Source organism: Pedobacter humicola (assembly GCF_056490705.1).
Genome location: NZ_JBWJIG010000021.1, coordinates 70,575 through 76,801, shown reverse-complemented (window position 1 = coordinate 76,801; position 6,227 = coordinate 70,575). Strand labels below are relative to the sequence as shown.

Sequence of the window (6,227 nt, the reverse complement as noted above, 5' to 3'; positions counted from 1 at the left end):
ATAATAACTTCTTTCAATAATATGTCATTTAAGCTCGAGATAGCTTATCTAAAGAAATTTAGGTGCCTATATCGGTGGTGTCCACCTCTTCCCATTCCGAACAGAGAAGTTAAGCCCACCAGAGCCGATGGTACTGCGGTAACACGTGGGAGAGTAGGTCGGTGCCAAATCTTGAAAGAAACCCTTCAACAGCAATGTTGAAGGGTTTTCTTTGTTTATGGCAATTTGCCGTTTATAAGTCTGGGGCACAGTTCCGCATCATCCATCATATTATTTGTCCCCGCGGATTACGCCGGTTTCCGCAGAGGTTTCCGTTATCCATCATCCATTTTAGATCTTCCGTCTTCCATCAACCGTGGCCCAATAGCCCTGATGGCAGCGGTATCCCTTTTGGGCTGGATGTATTTGTTTAACAGATAGAGTTCCCCAAAAGGATTAAGCGTACAGCAGGACGGGACCCAACCTATAGCGTACAGGTATTGCGCTTCAAATAATCGAAAAGTTAGTTATGTTAAACACGCTTAATACATTCATTAAACTTTGCATCGTAGCATTTCAATGAATGTTAATGATTTAGGTCACATTTAAAACTGATTTGATGCTAAATATGTTAATATCACAAGGTTTGCCGTAATATTTGGTTATCTTTGTTGTTAACAATATATAAACAAGAGTAATGAGTTTTTTTGCAGATAAAAGAAGGGAAGTAATGGTGCATATAGAAAAGTATATGCTGGAGATGATGGATACCTATCTTAAACCAATTGATACTAACTGGCAACCGTCTGATTTTCTTCCCGATTCTACTAGTGATTCATTTTATCAGGATATCAGAATATTAAGGGATAATGCAAAAGACCTTTCTTACGACCTTGTGGCTGTACTGATCGGTGATACCATTACTGAAGAGGCTTTGCCTACATACGAATCGTGGTTAGCCATGGTGCAAGGCCCAAGTATGAAAGAAGATGGTGGCTGGATGAAGTGGAACAGACATTGGACTGCAGAGGAAAACCGTCATGGTGACTTGTTAAATAAATATTTATACTTATCTGGCCGTGTGGATATGCGCCAAATGGAGATTTCCACTCAGTATCTTATTGCTGATGGTTTCGACATTGGAACCGGACACGATCCTTACCGTAACTTTATTTATACGTCTTTTCAGGAGATGGCAACCAATATTTCGCACAGAAGGGTAGCTTCGTTGGCCAAAAAAGATGGCGATACTTTATTGTCGAGAATGTGTGGTGTGATTGCTTCTGATGAGGCCCGACATGCAAAAGCCTATAAAGATTTTATGAACAGAATTTTTGAGGTTGATCCTAATGAAGCGATGCTGGCTTTTGAAGATATGATGCGCCAGAAAATTGTAATGCCTGCACATTTTTTACGTGAGGTAGGTTTAAAGATCGGCCAAACATTTGGTCATTTTACAGATGCTGCACAGCGTTTAGGCGTTTACACGGCCATTGACTACGTAGAAATTATGCAACAGTTAATTGTGGACTGGAAAATTGAAGGCATGCGCGATTTAAACGAGGCTGGTGAAAAAGCCCGTGATTATATTATGGCTTTACCCTCGCGTTTATTGCGTGTTGCGGAAAGAATGAAAAACCCAACCATTGATTATAAATTTAGCTGGATTGCCGGATAATAGCAATTAATAGATATATGGAAGCCTTGACGTAAAATCGAGGCTTTTTTTGTGCGCTGTAATTCCGTGATTATGCTCGGATTTTAAAGACTAACTTTTTTTCAGCAAAATAGACCCTGAAATAAATCCGATAGTTATCGGATCCGGGTGACGGACAAAAATTAAAAATCTGAGCAGAAATTCTTTTGTGGTATATTATCTAATTAATTTAATGATAAATGTCCCCTTGTTTTGCAAAGTTGAAGCCGTTTTTTATAAGTGTTTCTTGAGTATCCTGATCCCAAAGTAAAGGATTAGTGTGATTGAAATGAATAAAGAAAATTTTACTTTTAAGCGCAATATTCTCTCTATCAAATAATGCTTCTGTTTCACCTACCAATGGATGTGGTACTTCTGAAATCGGCCTGTTGCCCAGCTCAGCATTGGTGTAAAATGTGGCATCGAGCATGGCAATATCCACTTTTTTTACTTCTTCTATAATACTTTTATCCCATTTGTCCCATTTATCAATATCCGGAATGAAGAGATATTTTTTGGTAGGCGTTTCGATTTTAAAACCTGCAGTTTCTGAATACTCATCACGATGCGGTACGGTAAAAGCTGTAATCTTATTTTCAGCTACATCAATTGAATCATTTGCTTTAAGTTCGATAAGGTTGATGTTTTTTAGATTAACCAACTGGCTCCAGGGACCGTTTTGGGTTAGAAAAGTTTTGAATTTAGGAAGTACATATACCTTCAAATAATGGGTAGCCATCACTTCTCTGCCAAATTCCATCAAACCGGTATAATGACCAATATGGGCGTGTGTAAGAAATACACCTTCTGGTAAATATGGATAAGCTTCATGTGTTTTTGTTCTAAAATCCTGAAGTTGCGCCTTAACATCGGGAGTAGCTTCAATAAGCCACCATTTTTTTGTTTTTGGATCGACTAAAGCCAGCGAAACGACATTTCTTCTTAATTTTTCATCTTTCCATGCCATTTTGCAGCAGTTTTTCTCACAACCCATATGCGGGTAGCCACCATCCTGTGCAACACCCAAAACCATGATAAAAGATGATTCAGGTATTTTTTGTGCCCAGGTATTGACCGAAAAGCTCATGATAAAAAATAATAATATTGCTCTCATTTACATGTTTCTTCTGTATTGACCACCAACTTCATAAAGTGCTTTGCTGATCTGACCTAATGAGCAAATTTTACAGACTTCCATCAACTGTTCAAAAATATTATCACCTGCAATGGCCGATTTTTGGAGTTGTTTTAAGAGATCTGCTGATCGGTCTGCGTTGCGATCCTGAAATTTTTGTAAAGCTGAAATCTGGTATTGTTTTTCTTCTTCTGTTGCGCGGATTACTTCTCCGGGAACAATAGTAGGTGAGCCATTTTTATTTAAAAATGTATTCACACCTACAATTGGATATTCGCCGGTGTGTTTCAGCGTTTCGTAATATAAACTTTCTTCCTGGATTTTTCCGCGTTGATACATCGTTTCCATGGCCCCTAAAACACCCCCACGATCGTTGATACGCTTAAACTCCGTAAGAACCGCATCTTCTACCAGATCGGTTAATTCTTCGATGATAAAGGCGCCCTGCAAAGGGTTCTCGTTCTTGGCCAAGCCCAGTTCTCTGTTGATGATCAACTGAATGGCCATGGCCCTTCTTACTGATTCTTCGGTAGGTGTGGTAATGGCTTCGTCGTAAGCATTGGTGTGCAAGGAATTGCAGTTGTCGTATATCGCGTAAAGGGCCTGCAAAGTGGTACGGATATCATTAAAATCAATTTCCTGAGCATGTAAAGAACGGCCGGAAGTCTGGATATGGTATTTAAGCTTCTGTGAGCGATCATTTCCCTTATACTTATTCTTGATAGCCTTGGCCCAAATTCTTCTCGCTACGCGACCAATAACCGCATATTCGGGGTCGATTCCGTTAGAAAAGAAGAAAGACAGATTAGGCGCAAAATCGTCGATATGCATGCCCCTGCTTAAATAATATTCTACAAAGGTAAAGCCGTTGCTTAAGGTAAAGGCCAGTTGCGAAATGGGATTGGCGCCCGCTTCGGCAATGTGATAACCCGAAATGGATACTGAATAGAAGTTCCTTACCTTTTCATCAATAAAATATTTCTGGATATCGCCCATCATGCGCAAGGCAAATTCGGTAGAGAAAATGCAGGTATTCTGGGCCTGGTCTTCTTTTAAAATATCGGCCTGAACGGTTCCCCGAACGGAGCTAATGGCTTTGGCTCTGATCTGAGCATAAACATTAGCTGGTAAAACCTGATCTCCGGTAACACCTAAGAGCATTAAACCTAAGCCATCATTTCCTTCTGGTAAGGTACCACTATAACCTGGCCGGGATATATTTTTTACTTTATAAATCGAATCAATTTTAGCCTGAACCTCTTCTGTTAAACCGTTTTCGATAATGTATTTTTCACACTGCTGGTCGATCGCCGCATTCATGAAAAAGCCCAATAACATTGGCGCTGGCCCATTGATGGTCATGGATACAGAAGTAGAAGGCGCACAAAGATCAAAACCCGAATAGAGTTTTTTGGCATCATCCAAAGTGGCAATGCTTACACCTGAATTCCCGATTTTTCCATAGATATCTGGTCGGATGTGTGGATCTTCTCCATACAGGGTAACCGAATCAAAAGCGGTAGACAAGCGGTGTGCGGGCTGACCTAAAGAAACATAGTGAAAACGTTTATTGGTTCTTTCGGGCCCACCTTCTCCGGCAAACATCCGGGTTGGATCTTCACCTTCTCTTTTTAACGGGAATACACCTGCCGCATAAGGGAATTCTCCCGGGAGGTTTTCGGTTAACAGCCATCTTAAAATATCGCCCCAGTCTTCATATCTCGGCAATGAAACTTTAGGAATATTCAGTTTGGAAAGCGATTCGTAAAACAAAGGTTGTTTAATTTCTTTATCGCGGACTTTATAAATAAAAAATTCTTCTTTATAAGCTCTTTTGGTATCAGGCCACTGGCGTAGTAAACGTCTGCATTCGCCATCTAATTGCTCTTCGAAGAAATTGTAAGTTGTATTTAAACTTTTTGACACTCCATCCTGCGGACAGCCCTCTGTAGGAGCGAAGTTATTTTCGCCTAACAGATCGATTACGCCTTTCAATTGGTACATTTTCCGGGCGATGGCGGACTGTTTATCTACCCACTCATTGTACATCTGGCTAGCTTCGGCAATTTCTGCCAAATAGCGGATGCGATCGGGAGGGATGATGTAGATTTTTTCAGACTGATCGGAAGTCAGTTCCATTTTTGCTTTAAAATCAGTACCGGTTTTCATTTTAATCTGCTCCATCAAAGCCACAAACAGGTTATTCATACCCGGATCGTTAAACTGGGAGGCCATGGTGCCATAAACAGGTATTTCATCGTCCTTGGCGTCGAAAATGTTATGGTTACGCTTGTATTGTTTGCGTACGTCCCGCAGGGCATCTAAAGCACCTCTTTTGTCGAACTTGTTAATGGCTACCAGATCGGCGAAATCCAGCATGTCGATTTTCTCCAATTGCGTAGCTGCACCAAACTCAGGCGTCATTACATAAAGCGAAACATCACAGTGCTCGGTAATTTCGGTATCCGATTGACCAATACCCGAGGTTTCTACAATAATTAAATCGTAGCCTGCTGCTTTACAGATATCGATACTTTCCTGTACATTCTTTGATAAAGCAAGGTTGGCCTGGCGGGTGGCCAAAGAGCGCATGTATACCCTTGGGTTGTTAATGGCGTTCATCCGGATACGGTCGCCCAATAAAGCGCCACCTGTTTTTCTTTTTGAAGGATCGACGGAAATAATGGCCAGGGTTTTATCTTTCACTTCAACCAGAAAACGACGCACCAGTTCATCAACTAAAGATGACTTACCTGCTCCACCTGTTCCGGTAATGCCGAGAATAGGGGCGGTGTTGTTTTTTGAAAGTTTTTTTAATTCGTCTACAAATTTCTGGGCGCCTTCGGGATCATTTTCTGCAACCGTAATGGCTCCGGCAATGGCTTTGATATCTTTTGCAGGAATGGTTTCGAGCTCGTTGGTGATGTTGGCTTTGGTAACGAAATCGGTTTGGATCAGCATATCGTTGATCATGCCCTGTAAACCCATTTTACGGCCATCATCCGGTGAGTAGATTTTAGAAATTCCATAAGCCTGGAGTTCTTCAATTTCGGATGGCAAGATTACGCCACCGCCACCTGCAAATATTTTAATATGGCCTGATCCTCTCTCCTGAAGGAGATCATACATATATTTAAAGTATTCGATATGTCCGCCCTGATAAGAAGTCATTGCAATGCCCTGAACATCTTCCTGTATGGCACAGTTTACCACTTCATCAACCGACCGGTTGTGGCCAAGGTGGATCACTTCAGCCCCTGAAGATTGAAGGATACGACGCATAATGTTGATGGTGGCATCGTGTCCATCAAAAAGGGAGGCAGCGGTTACAAAACGGATTTTATTTTTAGGCTTATAGATTTCTACTTGTTGCATACTATGGGATTTTAACGATCGGTATGCTCTGGAACCGATCCT

At 41.1% G+C, this 6,227-nt stretch carries 3 protein-coding genes and 1 rRNA gene; 2 read left to right on the top strand and 2 right to left on the bottom strand.

Annotated elements, in window-relative coordinates; translation table 11 throughout:
• Positions 1 to 58: 58 nt before the first annotated feature.
• A 5S ribosomal RNA gene (gene rrf / locus AC04Q1_RS23875) occupies positions 59 to 170 on the top strand.
• 506 nt (positions 171 to 676) lie between these two features.
• Positions 677 to 1,657, top strand: coding sequence for an acyl-ACP desaturase (locus AC04Q1_RS23870; protein ID WP_478367062.1), 981 nt, complete (start codon positions 677 to 679; stop codon positions 1,655 to 1,657).
• A gap of 208 nt (positions 1,658 to 1,865) precedes the next feature.
• On the opposite strand, the gene AC04Q1_RS23865 is transcribed toward AC04Q1_RS23870, so the two are convergent.
• On the bottom strand, positions 1,866 to 2,789 hold the full coding sequence (locus AC04Q1_RS23865) for an MBL fold metallo-hydrolase (RefSeq protein ID WP_478367061.1): 924 nt from the start codon (positions 2,787 to 2,789) through the stop codon (positions 1,866 to 1,868).
• The gene (locus AC04Q1_RS23860; RefSeq protein ID WP_478367060.1) at positions 2,790 to 6,185 is read right to left on the bottom strand and encodes a methylmalonyl-CoA mutase family protein; all 3,396 of its coding nucleotides are present in this window, start codon (positions 6,183 to 6,185) and stop codon (positions 2,790 to 2,792) included.
• Positions 6,186 to 6,227: the final 42 nt, after the last annotated feature.